17 protein-coding genes are annotated in these 18,216 nt (G+C 64.6%); 5 read left to right on the forward strand and 12 right to left on the reverse strand.

The window, feature by feature from the left end:
- Positions 1-143: 143 nt before the first annotated feature.
- Positions 144-632: a hypothetical protein gene (locus GD606_RS00770; protein WP_163302798.1), complete on the reverse strand. Its 489-nt coding sequence runs from the start codon at positions 630-632 to the stop codon at positions 144-146.
- Between the two features lie 261 nt (positions 633-893).
- Here GD606_RS00770 and GD606_RS00775 point away from each other — a divergent pair, with 261 nt between their 5' ends.
- From GD606_RS00775 to GD606_RS00785, 3 genes are read left to right on the forward strand one after another with little or no spacing between them, the layout of a single operon-like run.
- A complete protein-coding gene (locus tag GD606_RS00775; RefSeq protein ID WP_176629176.1) occupies positions 894-1,241 on the forward strand; it encodes a hypothetical protein in 348 nt (115 codons plus the stop codon).
- Positions 1,234-2,022: an HD domain-containing protein gene (locus GD606_RS00780; RefSeq protein WP_163303289.1), complete on the forward strand. Its 789-nt coding sequence runs from the start codon at positions 1,234-1,236 to the stop codon at positions 2,020-2,022. The genes GD606_RS00775 and GD606_RS00780 overlap by 8 nt, the downstream gene beginning before the upstream one ends.
- Positions 2,023-2,042: 20 nt before the next feature.
- Positions 2,043-3,134, forward strand: a complete 1,092-nt coding sequence (locus GD606_RS00785; protein WP_163303288.1) for a tetratricopeptide repeat protein — start codon at positions 2,043-2,045, stop codon at positions 3,132-3,134.
- A gap of 36 nt (positions 3,135-3,170) precedes the next feature.
- Here GD606_RS00785 and GD606_RS00790 read toward each other — a convergent pair whose 3' ends face one another.
- The 4 genes from GD606_RS00790 to GD606_RS00805 form a co-directional block, all read right to left on the reverse strand.
- On the reverse strand, positions 3,171-4,022 hold the full coding sequence (locus tag GD606_RS00790) for a tetratricopeptide repeat protein (RefSeq protein ID WP_163303287.1): 852 nt from the start codon (positions 4,020-4,022) through the stop codon (positions 3,171-3,173).
- A 28-nt stretch (positions 4,023-4,050) separates the two neighbouring features.
- Positions 4,051-4,815 carry an OmpA/MotB family protein gene (locus tag GD606_RS00795; RefSeq protein WP_163303286.1) on the reverse strand — a complete coding sequence of 255 codons (765 nt, stop codon included), beginning with the start codon at positions 4,813-4,815 and terminating at the stop codon, positions 4,051-4,053.
- 147 nt (positions 4,816-4,962) lie between these two features.
- Positions 4,963-5,760 carry a motility protein A gene (locus GD606_RS00800; RefSeq protein ID WP_163303285.1) on the reverse strand — a complete coding sequence of 266 codons (798 nt, stop codon included), beginning with the start codon at positions 5,758-5,760 and terminating at the stop codon, positions 4,963-4,965.
- A complete protein-coding gene (locus GD606_RS00805) occupies positions 5,757-6,974 on the reverse strand; it encodes a cyclic nucleotide-binding domain-containing protein (RefSeq protein WP_163303284.1) in 1,218 nt (405 codons plus the stop codon). Before GD606_RS00805 ends, GD606_RS00800 begins: the two co-directional genes overlap by 4 nt.
- A gap of 326 nt (positions 6,975-7,300) precedes the next feature.
- On the opposite strand from GD606_RS00805, the gene GD606_RS00810 reads away from it, so the two are divergent.
- On the forward strand, positions 7,301-8,137 hold the full coding sequence (locus tag GD606_RS00810; RefSeq protein WP_163303283.1) for an iron-sulfur cluster-binding protein: 837 nt from the start codon (positions 7,301-7,303) through the stop codon (positions 8,135-8,137).
- Positions 8,125-9,042: a dihydroorotate dehydrogenase gene (locus GD606_RS00815; protein ID WP_163303282.1), complete on the forward strand. Its 918-nt coding sequence runs from the start codon at positions 8,125-8,127 to the stop codon at positions 9,040-9,042. Before GD606_RS00810 ends, GD606_RS00815 begins: the two co-directional genes overlap by 13 nt.
- A gap of 2 nt (positions 9,043-9,044) precedes the next feature.
- Here the strand turns inward: GD606_RS00815 and GD606_RS00820 are convergent, their stop codons facing one another.
- The 7 genes from GD606_RS00820 to ftsH all read right to left on the reverse strand — a co-directional run bounded on the left by GD606_RS00820 (position 9,045) and on the right by ftsH (position 18,046).
- On the reverse strand, positions 9,045-10,211 hold the full coding sequence (locus tag GD606_RS00820; protein WP_163303281.1) for an ABC transporter permease: 1,167 nt from the start codon (positions 10,209-10,211) through the stop codon (positions 9,045-9,047).
- 114 nt (positions 10,212-10,325) lie between these two features.
- Entirely contained in the window at positions 10,326-11,483 is a 1,158-nt protein-coding gene (locus GD606_RS00825) for an ABC transporter permease (RefSeq protein WP_163303280.1), read from the reverse strand.
- Entirely contained in the window at positions 11,470-12,153 is a 684-nt protein-coding gene (locus GD606_RS00830; protein ID WP_163303279.1) for an ABC transporter ATP-binding protein, read from the reverse strand. Before GD606_RS00830 ends, GD606_RS00825 begins: the two co-directional genes overlap by 14 nt.
- A 7-nt stretch (positions 12,154-12,160) precedes the next feature.
- Positions 12,161-13,372, reverse strand: a complete 1,212-nt coding sequence (locus GD606_RS00835) for an efflux RND transporter periplasmic adaptor subunit (RefSeq protein WP_163303278.1) — start codon at positions 13,370-13,372, stop codon at positions 12,161-12,163.
- A 68-nt stretch (positions 13,373-13,440) separates the two neighbouring features.
- Entirely contained in the window at positions 13,441-15,069 is a 1,629-nt protein-coding gene (locus GD606_RS00840; protein ID WP_163303277.1) for a HAMP domain-containing sensor histidine kinase, read from the reverse strand.
- A gap of 74 nt (positions 15,070-15,143) precedes the next feature.
- Positions 15,144-16,223: an A/G-specific adenine glycosylase gene (locus GD606_RS20700; protein WP_281362028.1), complete on the reverse strand. Its 1,080-nt coding sequence runs from the start codon at positions 16,221-16,223 to the stop codon at positions 15,144-15,146.
- On the reverse strand, positions 16,220-18,046 hold the full coding sequence (ftsH, locus tag GD606_RS00850) for an ATP-dependent zinc metalloprotease FtsH (protein WP_163303290.1): 1,827 nt from the start codon (positions 18,044-18,046) through the stop codon (positions 16,220-16,222). The genes GD606_RS20700 and ftsH overlap by 4 nt, the downstream gene beginning before the upstream one ends.
- Positions 18,047-18,216: the final 170 nt, after the last annotated feature.

Raw genomic sequence — 18,216 nt, forward strand, 5'->3', positions numbered from 1 at the left:
CAATCGTGCTGACCAAGGGGCGGTTGATCGTTTTTCCGGGACGGATAACGATTTTTCGCCCGCCGGGCGCAGAAAACGACCGGGATGGCGGGGACAACTGGGGGGTGGTCAGGAAAGGCGGCGCTGTCGGGGCGGCCAAGGGATCAATCGTTGCCCGAAGCCTCGGCCGTTTCCGGAAGAGTCGCGTCGGCCCGGGCTGGCTTGGCCTTGCCGCGCCTGCCGCCGGGAAGAAACGCCCGCAGGGCGTCGGCGGCCTTCTCGGTCTCCGTGGCCTTGGCCAGAAGACACATTTCGCCCTTGGGTGATATCCAGTGCCATCCGGCGGGCTTGGTCAAAAGCGTGGCCCCGTGTTTCTCCAAAAATTCCCGGGCCTGGGAGACGGCCGTTTCCTTCTCGATGTCGGCCAAAAGCGTCTCGTGCTCCAGGGCCACCGAGGCGTTGCGGAAGATTTCAAAGGCCCCGTGGACCACGTCGAACAGGGCGAAATCCCCGGCCTTGCGGCTCCCCGTGAGAATCTTCTCCAGGGTCGCCAGGTCTTTTTGCACCATTTTTAATTCACGCAGGGCCAGTTCCCTGGCCTGATCGCTTTTATCCCGAAGCGTCCTGGCGACGGCGGCAGCCGTGGTCTTCATGGGCGTTCCCCTTTTCCGGCAGGCATAGCCCACCCGGGAGGGAAAGGGAACCGCCGGGAAGGAATTCTCCCGGCCTGGACGTCTGCGGCGAGTGCTCCAGGGGGGATGTCCCCGGGGAGGGGCGAGATGGACGGGAAGGGCGACAGGGACGTTGCCTGTCGGGAAAACACGGGTTCTGCGGCTTGCCAGGAGCGCCCCGGGGCGGTTATGCGATACCTGTCGGCCGTGTTGCGGCCGGGGAGTTGGCACGGAGGTTCTTCTTTGGACATTTTCGGAGTGTTGGACGCATTTGCAGCCGCCGCGGGCAACGGCCCGAACTGGAGGGAGACCTGGCCCTTCGGCCCCGGCTATTCCGAGGGATTTCTCTCCACCATCCTGAAATTCGGCCTGATCGCCGTGTTTTTTCTGGCCATCGGCCTTTTTTTGCGTTTTCTGTTCGGACCTGGCGGATGGATGCGCGACAAGGAATTCGATCTGCCCCCGCCGGGCGACCCGACCCCCCGGGAAGGCGGCCAGACGCCGCCCGCCGCCCCCGGTTCCGCCCCCGGTTCCGCCCCCGGTCCCGCCCCCGGGCCATCTCGCCGCACCCCGGACGACCCCCATGCTTGACCGCTTTATCCGCTGTTTCCAGGCCTATGTGGATCGCTTCCTCACGGGCGACGCCACGGACGACGGGCGCGTGAATCTCAAACGCGAACACAGCCTCATGGTGCTGGCCGAGGCCAGGATGTTGACGCGAAGCCTCGGCGTCGCCCCGGAAACGGCGGACCTCATCCACCTGGCGGCGCTTTTCCACGACACCGGGCGATTCCCCCAGTATGCGGCCTACAAGACCTTTCGCGACGCGATAAGCGTCAACCATGGCCGCCTCGGGGTGGCCACCCTGCGCCGGGAGGGCCTTCTGGCGGACCTGCCGCACGCGTCGCGCGCCTTGATTTACGGGGCCATTGTCATGCATAACCGATTTGCCTTGCCCGCCGCCGTGGCCGCCGCGCCCACGAGTCCCCTGGCGCTGGCCGCCCAGGTGGTGCGCGATGCGGACAAGCTGGACATCCTGCGGGTCATGGTCGAACATTTCGAGGCCGACGGCGGGGGGGACGAGGTGGTGACCATGGCCTTGCCCGACAGGCCAAACGACTATTCCCCGGCCCTCGTCGCCCCCCTTTTCGGCGGCCAGGTGGCCCGCTATACGGACATGGCCTGCCAAAACGACATGCGGCTGCTTCTGATTTCCTGGGTGTACGGTTTCAGCTTTCCGGCTGCGAGGCAGGAGGCGTTTTCGCGCGGCCTGATCGGTCGGCTGTTTGCGGGACTTCCCCGGACGAGTGAGATTGAAACCGCCAGGGATTATGTGATTCAGTTGGCTCCCGGCGGCAAACACGGCGCCTGAGGGCGCGGACGATACCTTTCATGGAACGCACCTCCACCGTTTTCGACACCGTGGTCATCCTGACCAACAGCGAGGAACACGCCAAGCGGGATCGCTACACCATGCAGGCCTTTCGCCCTCGAAGCGTGGTGCATTTCTCCAGCGGCTCCGAGGCCATCGATTATCTGAGCGTCAACCGGGCGGACATGGTGCTCCTGGATTCCAGCCTGGACGACATGGACGGGGTGCGGTTTTTAAAGCTCATCCGCCACAACATGCAGCTCAAAGACACCCCGGTGGTCATGGTCACGGCCGACAGCACCCGCAACCATGTGCTCGACGCCATCGCCGCAGGCTGCGCCGGATACATCATCCGCCCCTATTCCTCCGAGACCTTCAAGCAACACGTGCTGCGCGCCTCCCAGGTGGAGCGTATGACCGAAATCGAGCAGCAGCAGGTCAAAGACGCCCGCGAGATGGTGGACATGGGCAATTTCGACGACGCCATCGAGGCCTTCGAGGAGATCGTTTCCGAGCAGAACCTGGCCCGGAAATATTACGACATGGGCTGCAAGTATCTGGTCAAGCAGAAATACGGGCAGGCCATCATCGCCTTCAAGAAGGCGGTCAAGATCAACGACCTGTTCGCCGAGGCCTACAAGGGATTGGCCGAGGCCTACAAGGGCAAAAGCGAGATGGAGCAGTACAAGACGTTTATGCAGAAGGCCGCCGAGGTGTATGCCCAGTTCGACCGCATGGAGGAGACCAAGGAGCTTTTTATCGAGGTGCTCAAGTACGACGCCGCCGCCCCCAACCCCTTCAACACCCTGGGGGTGCGTCTGCGCAAGAGCGGGGATCTGGCCGGGGCCCTGCACGCCTACAAGCAGGCCATCGAACTGACGCCCGATGATGAAAACATCTATTTCAACATGTCCAAGGCCCATTATTTCATGGGCAACATCGCCGAGGCCAAGGTCAGCGTGGAGGACGCCATGCAGCGCAATCCCGGCTTCACCGAGGGGCGCAAGCTCTACCGCAAGCTTTTCGGCAAGGATTATCCCAAAACAGAAGCCGACGAGGCGGCCGGGGCGCGTCCCGCCAGCGTCTACCACGCTTCGATTCGCGACGATTGAGCCGATCCATGGCCCTCTCCTGAGCCGGACGGCGGATTACTTCGGATCGGTTCCCAGCCGGAAAAAGAAGCGGCGCAGCGTCGGGTCGCTGGCCTCGAAGCCTTTTTTGCGCAGAAAGGCCAGAAAGGCCTTGGCCTCCTCCACGTCGCGGTTGAGCTCGAAGGTCTTTTTCAGGTGCGCGAAGGCCGCCTCCATGTCGCCTTTTTCGAACATGGCCCGGGCCATGTTCAGATAGATGTTTTCGTCTTTGGGCGAGAGTTCGGCAGCCCGGCCGTAATAGCGCATGGCCTCGTCGAAAAGGTTTTTTTTGCGAAGCGCGATGCCGAATTCGTTGAACAGGTGTTTGTGGGCCTCCTCGAAACTCTCGTCCATGTCCACCAGCCGGGAAAAGACGTAGCGGCCCTTGTCCAGTTGGTTGAGCGCCAGATAGGCCAACCCCAGCCCGAAATTGGCCCGGATGTTCTCCTCGTCGATGCGCAGCACCATCTGGTATTCGATCTTGGCCTCCACATTCAAATCCTGCTTGCGGTACCAGTCGCCGCGCACGATGCGCTGGGTGACGTAGCGGTAGCCCAGGTCCGGCTCCAGGAAATAGTCCGCAAAAAAGGTCTCCCGGTTGACCAGCGCCTGCTGGCCGACGGGAAAAAAATGGGTGTCCAGGCGTTTGAGGGAAACCATGTCCGGCCCGCATTCCGAGGCGAACCAGTAGATTTTTCCCGGATCGAAGCCGTCCGCGTCTCCGGCCGGACCTGGGGCTTCCGGGACGCGTTGGCCCGGCGGCCCGGCGGTCGGGTCCACCGGGGCCGGGGACGAGAAGATGCCCTTGATCTTGTGGGGTTCGTCGCCGTCGTCGATGACCGGAGAACTGGTGCCCATGTCTTTTGGCATGGTGCGCCGCGCCTTGTCGCGGCCGGGACTACGGGCTTACCAAAATGACCACACGTCGGTTTTTGGCCTGATTTTCAGGGATGGATTTTCCGTCCGGGCCCTCGTTGGGGGCCAGGGGCCGGGTGTCGGCCAGACCCATCACCGCCAGGCCCTCCTTGCGTACGCCATGGTCCGTGAGGAACCGGGCCACCCGGCTGGCCCGGGCCGAGGACAGCTCCCAGTTGGAAGGATACAGCCAGGACTCCATGGGCTTGTTGTCCGTATGGCCTTCCACGGTGATCCTGACCGGAAGCGACTTGAGGGAGGCGGCGATGTCCGTGAGCAGGGGTAGGGAGCCGGGCCGTATCTCGGCGCTGGCCAGATCGAAAAACGCCGCCCCGTCCAGGCTCACGGCCAGGGACTCGCCGCGCTGGATGATCTCGGCCTGCCCGGTCTTCCCGGCCAGTTTGGACTCGATCTCCCGGCGCAACAGGTCGATGTCCCGCTGGGTCGGGGACGGGGCGGCCTTGGCCCGCACCTCGGGGGTGACGGGGGCAGGCGGCGGCTCCTGGGCCGGTTGCTCCTGGGGCTTGGGCGTCGGCCCGGGCGTCTTGGTCCCGGGTTTGCCCCGCTCCCTGGTCATGGCCTTCTCCATGGACCCGGCCACGGTTTCATAGCGGGTCATGTCCAGGTGCGACACGGACACGATGAGCACGAAAAAGCACAGAATCAGCGTCATCATGTCCGCAAGCGACAACTGCCAGTGCTCTTCTTCGTCGTCGCGCCGCTTGCGCAGGTCGGAGAGTTTCAGCATCGCATGTCCGTTCCGGTTCCTGTCCGCCCGGGGCCGCGGGTTGCATCCTCACGATTCAGCGGTGTGAACCGCGCGGGAGAAAACGTACAGCGGTTTTCGCCGCCAGGGAAAGGGCGTGTTTTTCGGCCCGGGCGGCGGGTCCGCCGCTTACGCCCCGGCTTTGGCCTGGGCCTCGCGTCTGCCTATGGAGGCCCAGCGCCGGGGCGGCAGATAGGCCCGCAGCTTGTCCAGGACGATGGCCGCCGGGGTCTTGTCCTTGATGAAGAGCGTGCCGTCGCGGATGACGCACATGAGGATCACCCGCTCCTCAATGCGCTTTTCCACCTTGATGGCTATGGGCAAAAACAGCACGTTGGCCAAAAGGATGCCGTAAAGGGTGGTGGTCAGGGCCACTGCCATCTGAAAGCCGATCATGGACAGCCCCCCGGCCATGGACTGCATCATGCCGATGAGCCCGATCAGGGTGCCGATGATGCCGTAGGCCGGGGACAGCTTGGCCATGGTCCGGTAGATGCCCGCCGAGGAGATCTCCTGCTGGTAGGTCTGCTCGATGCGGGTGTCCAGGATCTCCTTGATCTCCTCGCGGCTGTAGCCGTCCACGAGCATCTGGATGGCGCTTTTCAAAAATTCGTTTTCGATGCCCGGCAGGGTTTTTTCCAGGTGGATCTTGCCCCGGGCCGAGGCCTCCCGGGCGATGCGCACGATCTCCTCGATGTAGTTGCCAATCGGCAGTTCCTCGCGCTTCAAGGCCATGAGGAAGGTGTTGAAGACGCGCATGACCTCCTTCATGGGGAAGCAGATGAAGGTCGAGGCCAGGGTGCCGCCGATGACGATGGCCAGCCCGGGAAAATTGATGAAGACGCCGATGTTGTCCGTGGACAGGACCGTGGCGTAGAAAAGGATGCCGATGCCGAAGATGATGCCGATGACCGTGGCGATGTTCACGAGGCGAGTCCTTTAAGGGATTTGATCCTGTCCATGAGCTCCTGCTCCACGCCTGCGGCCTCGTCCTCGTCCACATCGCCCAGATTTCGGGATTCGTCCTGGACCACCTTGGCGATTTTTTTGGAGAGGTTTTTATAGATTTTTTCCTGGGCCTCTTCGCCCGCCAGGGCCGCCAGCACCGCCAGCTTGTGAAAGCCCAGGCTTGAGAAGACCTCCTGCAGGGTGGCGTTGTCCACGGCCGTGATGTCGTCCACGGTCTCCAGATCCTCGATTTTGAGGCGCGGACGCCTGGCGCGTTGGAAAAATGCCTTCCCCATCCGCTCAATGTAGGCCAGGGCCGAGGGTTTGTGGAAGAAAAAGAGATTGGCCGGAATCTCCCGGAAACCGATCTTGCGGTAGATCATCTCCGGGCTGGCCTCGGCTTCCTGGGCGAAGTCGGAAAGGTCCATGAATTCCAGGTCGCAGGAGAAATCAGACAGGGGGCGCAGTTCCTTGGCCAGGTTTTTGGCCACCTGGAGGAATTTTTCCTGGTCGGGGATGCGCAGGCTGCGGTCCATGACGAATTCAGGGCCCTTTTTCTTCGTGTCCAGCAGGGGGTCGGCGCGGTAGAAGGCCGATTTGATCTCGGTCAGCTCGATGACCGCCATCTTGGCCAGCTTTTCCACGATCTCGTCGATCTCGATCTGGGAGATCAGGAGGATGTCCTTGATGGCCCGACAGACCTCGGCATAGCTTATTTCAAACTGCCCGGGTCTGGGAGCGGACGCGGCGGCCGCCTTGTAGTGCAGGGCCAGGACGCGGCACACGGAATAAAACATGTTGCCCGAGGGGCGGTCGGTGATCCGGGCGCTTAGGGTCTTCACCCGGTCCACCAGAAAGCCGGTGATGATCTGCACCGGACGGGGGCTTTTGACCAGCATGGTGCGCAAAAGCGGCCGGTCCAGAATGATCACCTCGGTGAAATCCAGGGCCTCGGCGTTGGCCGTGCGTTTTTCGCCGCTGATGATGCCCATTTCCCCGAATATCTGGCCGGGGCCGCGTTCCCCGAGGTTCACGCGCTTGTTGCCGATGATGCGATGTACGGCCACGCGACCCTGCTTGATGAGATAGGCCACCTTGCTGTCCTGGCCTTCCTTGTAGATCAGGGCGCCTTTATGGAAAGTCTTGGTCTTGACGCCGTTTTCTTCGGCGAAAAGGTCCGAATCGTGCCGCATGCGTCTCCCCTTTCAAGTCGTTTCGCGGGGGCGGATTTCGAATCGTGTCCGGCCCACGTCGCGCGCCGCCGGACTTGATCAAAAGATGTAGCGGCAATCCGTGGCGAATACAAGACATGCCGCCGTGTTGGGCGTATTTCCCGGGGATTTGATTCGTTTTTCATGCGCCGATTCCGCCGCTTCGTCCATGGCTGTCCGCCGCGCAGGCCACGCGTGGCCGGGCAGCCGACTGCGGCTTGCGGGAATGCGGCGTTGCCGGGTTTTACAAGCGCCCCGGGCCGGGGTAGAAGTCGCGCTCCACACCATGCACAGCACAGGGAGGTCGTATGGCGGACGCAGGCGGATGCCGCGAGGTGGCGGTCCTGGCCCGGGGGGGCATGGGCCCCGAGGGGGAGCGGCACGGGCTGGTGCGCCTTGCGGTGGAAAACCCCGGCTGGGACACGGCCGTGGCCGGACAGTTCGCCATGCTGCGCCCCGTATGTTTCGGCCAGGAATTGACCTGGGCCCGGCCCCTGTCGCTTTTCGGGGTGACGCCGGAGCGCCTGGAGTTTTTCATCCAGGTCGCCGGGCGGGGCACGCGCCGTCTGGCGGCCATGAACCCCGGGGACCGGCTGGTCCTGTGGGGGCCGCTGGGCCGGGGGTTCGCCGTGGAGCCGGACACGCCCACGCTTCTTCTGGCCGGGGGCGTGGGCCTTGCCCCCTTCGCCCCGTATATCGCGGCCCATCCCCGGCCGGACAACCTGCGGCTGGTCTTCGGGCACCGGCCGCCGCTTGCCGCCTATCCCTTTGCGGAGATGGCCGCCACTATCCAGGCCGAATCCTTCCACGAAGAAAAGCCCGGCGACCTGGACCGGTTCACGGCCCTTTTGCGGGAGCGCATCGCGGGTTACCGCGACGGGCTGGTCCTGGCCTGCGGCCCCCGGCCCTTCCTTTCCGCCGTGGCCGACATGGGGCGTGCGGCCGGGGCCCGGGTCCAGGTGTCGCTGGAGAACCGCATGGCCTGCGGGGTGGGGGCGTGCCTGGGCTGCGTGGAGAAGGACGCCTCGGGGGAGCTGGTGCAGACCTGCGTGCGCGGGCCGGTCTTTTGGGCCAAGGATCTGGAGGCGTTTTCCGGACATCACGGGACGCCCGGGAAAAACGGGGGGTGCGCATGCGGGAACTAGGCGTCGATCTGGCCGGGCTGGCCCTGAAAAATCCCGTGATCACGGCCTCGGGAACCTTCGGCTACGGCCTGGAATTTTCCCGCTACGGCGACCTCAAAACCCTGGGCGGCATCTGCGTCAAGGGGCTTTCCCTTGCGCCGCGCCAGGGCAACCCCATGCCCCGGGTGGCCGAGACGCCCTGCGGCATGCTCAACGCCATCGGCCTGCAAAACTGCGGCGTCGAGACCTTTGTGCGCGACAAGCTGCCGTTTCTGCCCTGGCGCGACACGGCCGTCATCGCCAACCTTTACGCCTGCGAAGCCGAGGAGTTCGCCGAGTTGGCCGGGGTGCTGGCCGCCGAGGAGGGCGTCGCGGCCCTTGAGGTCAACATCTCCTGCCCCAACGTCAAGGCCGGGGGCATCCTCTTCGGCCAGGATCCGGCCATGGCCGCTCGGGTCACCGAGGCCGTGAAAAAGCGGGCCGGAGTAAAGCCGGTCATGGTCAAGCTCTCGCCCAACGTCACGGACATCGCGGCCGTGGCCCGGGCCGTGGAGGCGGCCGGGGCGGACATCCTGTCCCTGGTCAACACGCTTTCGGGCATGAGTGTGGACGTGTTCTCCCGCCGTCCCCGGCTGGCCAACGTCATCGGCGGGCTGTCGGGACCGGCGATCAAGCCCGTGGCGCTTCGCTGCGTATGGCAGGTGTGCCGGGCGGTGGGCATTCCCGTCATCGGCATGGGGGGGATTTCGTCCGCCGAGGATGCGTTGGAGTTCATTCTGGTCGGGGCGCACGCAGTGCAGGTGGGCACGGCCAACTTCCTGCGTCCGGATTTCGCCTTCCGGCTTGTGGAGGAGCTGCCGCCGCTTCTGGAGCGGCTTAGGGTGTCGTCGTGGGAGGAATTTCGGGGGACGCTTAAGGTGGAGTAGGGCTACGCCTCCCGCAGGGCCTCCACGATTTGTAAGCGCGAGGCCCGAAGCGCCGGGGGCAGGCCGCCCAAAATCCCCATGAAGACCGAAAACCCCAGGGACAGCATGATGATGTCCCCGGTCAGGGCGAATTTGAAGGCCAGTTCTGAAAAGGTCTGGAAATTGGTGGTGGAGAAGGTGAAGAAGTTGAGGACCGCCGCCGCGCCAAGCCCCATGGCCCCGCCAAGAAGCGACAGGAACACCGATTCGGCCAGAAACGCCGCAAGGATGCTCCCCCGCCCGAACCCCAGCGCCCGCAGCGTCCCGATCTCCGGCACCCGGTTGGCCACGGCCGAATACATGGTGATCATGGCCCCGATCATGGCCCCAAGCGAAAAAATGATGGTCAAAGACACCCCCAGGATGCGCAAAAACTTGGCCATCATCTCCGACTGCTTTTCATAATACCGCGTCTCCCGAAACGTTTCCGCCGTCAGCCTCGGGTCGCCCTCGACCCCGATCTGAAACGCCTCATACGCCCCAGCATCCCGCAGCCCCGCCACCACGATGGAATAGGCGTCGCGGCCGAACGAACGCATCACCTGATCCCCGTCGGCCCAGATCTCGGACGAAAATCCCGTGTTCCCGGCATCGAAGACGCCCACCACCTCCCACTCCCGCTTCCCGAAGCGCAGCCGGTCGCCGATCTGCGTTCCCGTGAAGCCCTTGGCCACGTTTTTTCCCACCATGACCTCGGTGCTGCCCCGCCGGGGCTCGCGGCCCCTAGCCAATCGTACCTGCGGCCGTAGCGCCAACGACTTCACGTCCGTGCCCCGGATCACGGCGTTGGAGATCTTGCCCGTGGACGCGCGCGGCAAGCCGATCAAAACCACCACCTCCCGCGCCGCCATGGCCGTGCCGTCCGGGGCCACGGCGATCTCCGGCCGGGTGGTCACCACCGAGGCCTGGGACCGCTCGATGCCGCTTTGCACCTCGGTCTCCGAACCCTTGCGCAAGACCACCGCGTTGGTCGGCGAGCCCGTGGACACCAACGTCTGGCGCAGGCCCTCGGCCAGCATCAATGTGGCCGCAAAAACAAAGACCACCAGCGACATGCCGCCGGCCGTGAGGGCCGTGGTCATGCGCCGCGTCAACAGGTTGCGGTAACTGTACGACAAGGGAACCGGCATTGCGTCTTAACCTTCGATTCAGGATCGATTTTTTCTCTGAGACATGGAATACGGCGTTGCTGTATTTGTTTTTTTCGATCCCGAAAACACATTCGTGTTTTCGGGATCGAAAGGTTAGCCGATGCGCCGAAAACTTTCGGCGATAGGGGTTTTCCACACCCGCCAGGCCGGGACGGCGGCGGCGGCGACGCCGACGAAGAGGCCGGAGAAAAGGCCCAGCAGGATGGTCTGCCGCGAGACGGCGAAAACCGGGAAGTATTGCGACAGGGTGCTGCCGAAGGCCTGGGCCAGGGGGGCGGTCAGCGCTAGCCCGAGGGATGTTCCGGCAAGGCTCAGGATCATGGACTCGCCAAGGACGAGAGCGGCGATGGCCGGGCCTTTGAAGCCCAGGGTTTTCATGACGGCGAATTCGGCGCTACGTTCGCGTACGGACATGGCCATGGTGTTGGCGGCCACGGCCAGGATGATCAGGATGACCACGTAGGACACGAGGTTGATGGCCATGAGAATTGCCTCGCTCATGGACACGAACCCGAGTTGGAAGGCCTTTTCGGTTTCGGTGAGGGTCTCGGCCTGGGAGTTTTTGAAGGTGGCGTCCACGGCCCGGGAGATTTCTCCGGCCAGGTCAGGGTCGCTGATGCCGAGCATGAAAAACCCGACCTGACCAGCCCGGGAGGGGGTGGTTTTTTTCATGGTCTCGTCCACGTAGCTGAAATGGAAGAGCAGGGTGGTCAGGTCTGTGTCGGGCCGGGCGCCGTCGTAGATGCCCCGGATGACCATTTCCCACTCCCCGGGATAGATGGTGCCCTTGAGGGTGACGGTGTCGCCGAGCTTCCAATTGAAGCGTTCGGCCAGCTTGCGGCCGACGATGGCCCCCTTGCGGTCGCGCAGGAAGTCGTTTTTCTGGCCCGGGTCGATGAGGATTTCCGGGTACAGGGCCAGATAGGATTCGGGTTCCACCACGAAGTTGGCGAAGAAGTTTTTTTCGTCGATGTAGATGCCGCCGAACCAGTTGCCGTAGGAGACGTAGGTGATGCCGGGCACGCCCCGGATGCGTTCCCGGTAGGACAGGGGCAGGGGGACGATGAGCGACACGGCGTTGCGGGTCACGAGACGGGTGGCCGACGAGGCCTCGACCCCGATGTGCCAGGCGTCCATGACCGTGCGCAGAAGCCCGAAGGCCAAAAGGGCCACGGTGATGCCGAGAATGGTCAGAAAGGAGCGCAGGGTGTGGCGGAAGGCGTTTTTAACGACCAGCCTAATCAGAAACATGGAGCACGCCCTTGTCCAGGCTGCGCACGAGGTGGGCGGCGTCAGCGGCCCGCTGGTCGTGGGTGACCATGATGATGGTCTTGCCCAGTTCGGTGTTCAGGCGGTTCATGAGGTGCAGGATATCCTGGGCGGAGACCCGGTCCAGGTCGCCGGTGGGTTCGTCGGCCACGATGATGTCCGGGTCGGCCACGATAGCCCGGGCGATGGCCACGCGTTGCTGCTGGCCGCCCGAGAGTTGGTTGGGGCGGTGGTCCATGCGGTCGGCCAGGTTGACGGCCTCCAGGGCATGGGCGGCGTGTTCCCGGCGTTCATGCCGGGAGAGATCGGTCAAAAGCAGGGGCAGCTCCACGTTTTCCAGGGCCGTAAGCACGGGGATGAGGTTGTAGAACTGGAAGATAAATCCCACATGGCCGCTTCGCCAGTCGGCCAGTTCTCCCTCGGACAGGGTGACGATGTCCGTGTCGCCCATCAGGATTTGGCCTGAATCGGCGGTGTCGATGCCTGCGATGAGGTTTAAAAGCGTGGACTTGCCCGAGCCGGAAGGGCCGATCAGGGCCAGAAATTCCCCGGCGGCGATGTCGAAGGTGATGCCCGAAAGCACGGGGATGGACTGATCGCCCCGGGTGTAGGACTTGTAGAGGTCGCGGATGCGGATGAGCGGGGTGTCCATGCCGCGCCTATCCTTCCTGGATGGTGATGGCGTCGCCGGTGTTGAGCGCCGCCGGGGGCGACAGCACCAGCCGGTCGCCCGGGGATATTCCTCCCGAGATCTCCACCATGTCGCCCAGGGGCGGGCCCGGGGTCACGGGAACTTCCCTGGCGTGGCCGTCCTCAATGCGAAAGACCACGTCGCGACCGCCGCGTTTGGCCAGCGCCCTGGCCGGAACGGCCAGCCGGGGAATCTCCTCTCCCGGGGCCAGGGGGCGTTCCAGGAAGGCCGCCTTGGCGCTCATCTCGGGCATGACCCGGGGGTCGAGGGTCGCGAAGCGGATCTTGACCATGACCGTGGCCTTGGTGCGATCCGCCGTGGGCACGATCATATGCACGTAGCCGGGAAAGCGTTCGTCGGGGAAGGCGTCCAGGATGATTTCGCAGGGAGCCCCCGCTTTGACCCTGGACAGGTTGGATTCGGATACGTCCACCTCCACCTGGAGCGAGGCAAGGTCGGCGATGGTGACCACGGCGGCCTTGGCGTTGGCCGAGGCCCCAAGCGGGGAGATGATGTCACCCACGTCGGCGTTCTTGGTCAGGATCACGGCGTCGAAGGGGGTTCGGACCAGGGTGTATTCCAGGTTGGCCCGGGCCTCGGCCATGGCCGCCGTCCGTGCCGCCAGTTCGGCCTCGGCCTGGTCCAGGGCGGCTTTTGCCTTGTCTTTTCTGGCCTTGGACGAGTCGTGTTCGGATTTGGCCACATAGCCGTTTTTGACCAGCCGGGACATGCGGCCGTGGTGCAGTTCGGCGTCGGTCAGTTCGGCCCTGGCCTCGGCGATGCGGTGCCCGGCGTTTTCCAGTTGCGCGGCGGCCTGGTCCAGGGCGGCGGCCACGTCATCGTTTTCAAGCCTGGCCACGATGTCGCCCTGCTTCACGGTGCTTCCTTCCTCCACCCCGATCCATACCAACCGCGCCGTGGCCTTGGTGGCCAGCGAAGCTTTGCGGTCGGCCACCACATAGCCGCTGGCCGAAAGGAGCGTCAGCGCCCGGGAGGGGTAGGCCATGGCTGCCTTGCCCGCCTCCACCGTGTGGGAGCTGGGAAAGGCCAGATAGGCGGCGATGAGGGCGCAGATGATCGACGCCGCCATGGCCGCGCGTTTGAGCCGCCGTTTCCAGGCTTTGCCGGGTGCGGCGGCGTCGCGTTTCTCGATGCGGAGTTTGGTCAGGTCGGAGGTCATGGGCAGCTCGTGTTCTGAAATGAAGATCTAAGACAAGCGTCTTAATACCTGGCGGGCCTGAGGTCAAGTCAGGAACGCGGCGGGTTGAGTATGGTCAGGGTGAAGGTGCTGCCCTTGCCCGGCTCGCTTTGCACCGTGACCTGGCCGCCGTGGGCCCGGGCCACGGCCCGGGCGATGGCCAGCCCAAGTCCCGTGCCTCCGGGCTTGTCCGTCAGATGGTCGCCGAGCTGGCGGAAGGTTTCAAAGATGGCCTTCTGGTCGTCGGGGGCGATGCCCCGGCCGGTGTCGATCACGTCCACGGCCGCGCCGTCGGCCGTGGGCCGCACCCGGCAGGTCACGCCGCCCGTCGTGGTGAAGGCCACGGCGTTTTGCAGCAAATGGGACAGGGCCGCAGCCAGACGCCGGGCGTCGCCCGTGACCGGGCAGGGACACGGGCCGCGCTCAAAGGACAGGGCCAGTCCTTTGCCTGCGGCCTGTCGGCGCACCGTCTCCATGGCCGTCTCGACGGAATGGCACAGGTCCATGGGAGCCATGTCGAAGACCGCGCTGCCCGATTCCAGGTCGGACAGGTCGATGACCTTCTCGACGAGATTCGACAACCGGTCGGCCTCCTGGACCATGACCGGCAGATTTGCCGCGATCTGGGCGGCCGAGCGGCCGAAGTCGTCCGTGCGGCCCGATGCCTGGGGCAGGATGTCCCGGGTGAAGCGCCGGGCGATGAGCTTGGCGAACCCCAGGACGGCGGTCAGGGGGGTCTTGAATTCGTGGGAGACGGTGGACAAAAAGATGGTCTTCATGCGTTCGCGTTCGCGCAGCCTGCGGTTGGCCTTCTCCAGTTCTGCGGCCTGCCGGATCAGATCCCGGGTACGTTGATCCACCTGCCCCTCAAGATCGCGGTTGAGGTCGGCCAGTTTGGCCTCGGCCCGCTTTCGCCCGGCAACCATGGCGTTTAAGTGGTGGCACAGCCGGGAAATCTCGTCGCTGCCGCCCACGTCGAAGCGCATGTCCAGGTTTCCGGCCGTGACCGCGCCGGTTTTGCGGGTGATGTCGGCCACCCGGGTGATGAAGGCCCGGTGGATGTAGGCCATGACCACGGCCAACAGGGCGGAGAGCCCCAGAAGAAGCACCACCGTGCGTTTATAATGGAACTGTTTGAGGCGTTCGTGCTGGTCGCTGACGTTTTGCAGCATGACCACGGTTCCCAGGATGGGCCGGGCCGCGCCATGGCAGTGGTGGCAGGAGGGGGCGTTGGAGACGGTTTTGACCTCGGTGAAGTAGGGTTCCCCTCCAATGTGCAGGATGTCGCTGCGCTCACCGGGGCTGGCCAGGCTCTGCCTGAGCATGGCCGCGAAGGAGGCGTCTTCGACCACCTCGCTGATGTTTTTGCGCAGGATGTCTTCCCGGTTGGAATAGGTGATCTCGCCTTTTTGGTCGGTCATGTACAGGGAGACGCGGCCATAGGGGGCCAGGGACTCGAACTGGCGGCGGGTGGCCTCGTCGTCTCCCTTGCGCATGGGTTCCTCAACGGCCATCTGCAGAAGCTCCGCGCTGAAGGCCGAGGCGTTTTTCAGTTCCACGAGCAGGTTGTCGCGAAACCAGTTGACGTCCACGGCCACGATCCCGGCATAGACCACGATGGCGGACAGGAAAACGGCCGTGGCGATCTTGAAGCCAAGTGAGTGGCGGAAGGGATTCATGGCCGTAAGCCCTCGCGGCGGGGGCGGAAAGAAACCGGGAGCACGCCCTTGATAGAGGGCTTCAGATCATGGAATCAGAAAAAGCGCAAATCCGCGCGCAGGGAATCGATCAGCTTGCGATGCCCGGCGGGAAAGGCCAGGCCGTCCAGGTCGGCCAGGCTGGCCCAGCGCGATTCCACGGCGGCGGTCAGGACCGGGAAGGGCAGGCCCGGGAGGGTAGGATCGGCCGGGGCCAGCAGGTAGCAGTGCAGCGTCACCCGGTAGGTGGTGTAGCCGTGCCGGATGACCCCCAGGGGGGCCTCGACGCGGGCCGAAAAGCCCGTTTCTTCGGAAAGCTCGCGCACGGCGGCGTCCTCGGGGGCCTCGCCCGCCTCCACCCGGCCGCCGGGGAATTCCCACAGGTTGCCCCAGGCTCCGCCGGGACGCCGACGCTGGATGAAAATAAGCCCCTGGCAGCGAAAGACCGCCGTGGCCACGGTGATCAGTTCGATGGATTTGCCCTTGGCGCGCACCGGGCGTTCGGCCACGATGCCCAGATGCCTGGCCTGGCACAGGTCGGCCACGGGGCACAGGCCGCAGGCCGGATTTTTGGGACGGCAGACCACCTCTCCAAGCTCCATGAGGGCCTGGAAGAAGTCTCCGGCCCGGCCAGGGGGGAGCAGGGCGGCGGCCAGCTCCCGGACCCGTTCCCGGCCCTGGCGCTCCTTGATGGGGGCGTCGATGTCGTGGCTGCGGGACAGCACCCGCTCCACGTTGGCGTCCACGGCGGCATGGTCCAACCCCAGGGCCAGGGCGGCCACGGCCCCGGCGGTATAGGGGCCGACCCCGGGCAGGGCGGCGATGCCCTCCAGGGTGTCCGGGAAGACGCCGCGCCCGGCGATGATCTTCGCCGCCGCCTGGAGGTTCCTGGCCCGGGAGTAATAGCCCAGGCCCTCCCACAATTTCAGCACCTGGTCGGGATCGGCGTCGGCTAGGGAGGAAAAATCCGGGAAGCGGGCCACGAACCGCTGGAAATAGACGGCGGCCCGGGCAGCCTGGGTCTGCTGCAACATGACCTCGGAGACCAGCACCCGGTAGGGGGTGGGGTTCTCCCGCCAGGGCAGGGGGCGGCTATTGGCCGCATACCAGGACAGAAGGCGCGCGGTGAAGCTCATGCGGCGGGTCCGGGGACATGGGCCACATCCAAAAGGGCCTCGAACTGGGCGTCGTCCAGAACCTCCTGGTCCAGGAGCTTGCGGGCCACGCGCTCCAGGTCCGGACGTCTGGCGGCCAGAAGATCCGAGACATGGTCCATGCGCTCCATGAGGATGCCCTTGATCTCTTCGTCCAGGAGGGCGGCCGTGGCCTCGCTGTATTCCCGCCCGGCCAGGGGGGCCTGCTCCGGGGACAGGAACATGGGGCGGTTTTGGCGCGGGAAGGTGGCCGGTCCCAGGGTCTGGCCCATGCCGTATTCGCTGACCATGGCCCGGGCGATGTCCGTGGCCCGTTGCAGGTCGTTGTGCGCGCCCGTGGACACGTCGCCGAACACCAGGGCCTCGGCCGCCCGGCCGCCCAGGAGCACGTCGATGCGGCCGTAAAGCTCGGCCTTGGTCATGAGGTAGCGGTCCTCGGTGGGCAACTGCTGGGTGTAGCCCAGGGCCCCGATGCCCCGGGGCACGATGGAGATCTTGTGGACCTTGTCCGCCCCGGGGGTGAAGCGGGCCACCAGGGCGTGGCCGGTTTCGTGAAAGGCCACGATCTCTTTTTCCTTGGGATTGATGACCCGGTTCTTTTTTTCCAGGCCCCCCACGATGCGGTCCACGGCCTCGTCCAGGTCGGCCATCTCCACGACCTGCTTGCCGCGCCTCGCGGCCAGAAGGGCGGCCTCGTTCACGGCGTTGGCCAGGTCCGCGCCGGAAAACCCCGGGGTCTTTTTGGCGATGGTCGACAGGTCCGCATCCGGGCCGAGTTTGACGTTTTTGGCGTGGACCTCAAGGATGGCCAGGCGCCCGGCCACGTCGGGCTTGTCCACCAACACCTGGCGGTCGAAGCGCCCGGCCCGCAGAAGCGCCGGGTCCAGGGTCTCGGGCCGGTTGGTGGCGGCCATGATGATCACCCCCACCCGGGGGTCGAAGCCGTCCATCTCCACCAAAAGCTGGTTTAAGGTCTGCTCGCGTTCGTCGTGGCCGCCGACCACGGCCATGCCCCGGGCCTTGCCGATGGCGTCGAGTTCGTCGATGAAGATGATGCACGGGGCTTTTTCCCGGGCCTGGGTGAAGAGCTCGCGCACCCTCGCCGCGCCGACGCCCACGAACATCTCCACGAATTCCGAGCCGGAGATGGAGAAAAAGGGCACCTCGGCCTCCCCGGCCACGGCCCGGGCCAAAAGGGTCTTGCCCGTTCCCGGGGGGCCGATCAGCAAGACGCCCTTGGGCATGCGGCCGCCGAGGTTCTGGAAGCGCTCGGGTTCTTTGAGGTAGTCGATGATTTCCTTGAGCTCGTCTTTGGCCTCGTCGCATCCGGCCACGTCGGTAAACCGGGTCTCGATGTCCTTTTCGGCGAAGACCTTGGCCTTGTTGCGGCCAAAGGCCATGACCCCGCCGCCGGGATTCATGCGCTGCATCATGAAATACCAGATGCCGAAAAAGAGCAGGATGGGCAAAACCCAGGACATGAGGTCGCGCAGAAAGGTGCTTTCGGGCTGGGCCCGGAAGGTCACGTTGTGCTTGGTCAGCTCGTCGGACAGGCTGGGGTCCACGCGGCGGGTGACGAAGGGGGCGTCTTTGGGTTCGCCTTTCTCCGTGGTCTTCATGGTCCCGGAAATGACGTCACCGGTGATGGCCACGTCCACGATCTCCCCGTTTCGCAGGGCGGTGAGGAAATCGCTGTAGGCCAGGTTTTTGGGGCCGTAGGAGGAGACGATGAGGTTGTTGAGCAAAAATACGCCCCAAATGGCGATGATGACGTACCAGATGGAGAATTTTTGGTGTTTTTCCATTTGTTTCACGGGGGTCTCAGGGGGTGGAGGTTGGTCGGCGCGCCAGACGGAGCGGAGAGGGCTGATAGGGTGAAATAGCGCCGAAACGCAAAATGGCAAGCGCAGTATAGGGCGGATGGCGATTTCGGGCAATGTGGCGCGACCTGCCCGGGAGGGCGGAGAAAGAAAAT

This window comes from Desulfolutivibrio sulfodismutans DSM 3696, assembly GCF_013376455.1.
In the GTDB taxonomy this organism is placed as follows: Bacteria; Desulfobacterota; Desulfovibrionia; order Desulfovibrionales; family Desulfovibrionaceae; genus Desulfolutivibrio; species Desulfolutivibrio sulfodismutans.